We start from the raw sequence: 301 nt of genomic DNA, 5'->3' as shown, positions 1-301 counted from the left end.
TTCGTCGAAAATGATGATTCCAATAGCGAACTTTTCTACATATTCACGGATACGCTCTGCTTTTGCGCCTAATGTCCTTATTTTCATTATCACAGCGGAATATATGGGTTTGATATTTCCCAACGCTTTATCGATAGCGTCACCTATGCCGTCATACAAGGCAGAAAAATTGCTGTTTGGGATACAGTTGACAACAAGATATGTTATCTGAGGAAAATACTCTCCGTTTTCTGTTGTGTGCATAATAACTTGCGGATAGTATGATACAAGCATTTGTATTGCAGAGCTTTTGCCGCAGCCT

At 39.5% G+C, this 301-nt stretch carries 1 protein-coding gene; it reads right to left on the bottom strand.

Features of this window, described 5'->3' with window-relative positions; genetic code table 11:
• Positions 1-243: hypothetical protein (locus DWX59_RS29125; protein WP_207660477.1), on the bottom strand; the 243-nt coding region annotated here is incomplete at its 3' end.
• Between the last annotated feature and the right edge of the window lie 58 nt (positions 244-301).

The organism is Enterocloster aldenensis, from assembly GCF_003434055.1.
Lineage (GTDB): Bacteria > Bacillota > Clostridia > Lachnospirales > Lachnospiraceae > Enterocloster > Enterocloster aldenensis.
The sequence above is the reverse complement of the archived record's forward strand: the minus strand, read 5'-3'. Positions and strand labels throughout refer to the sequence as shown.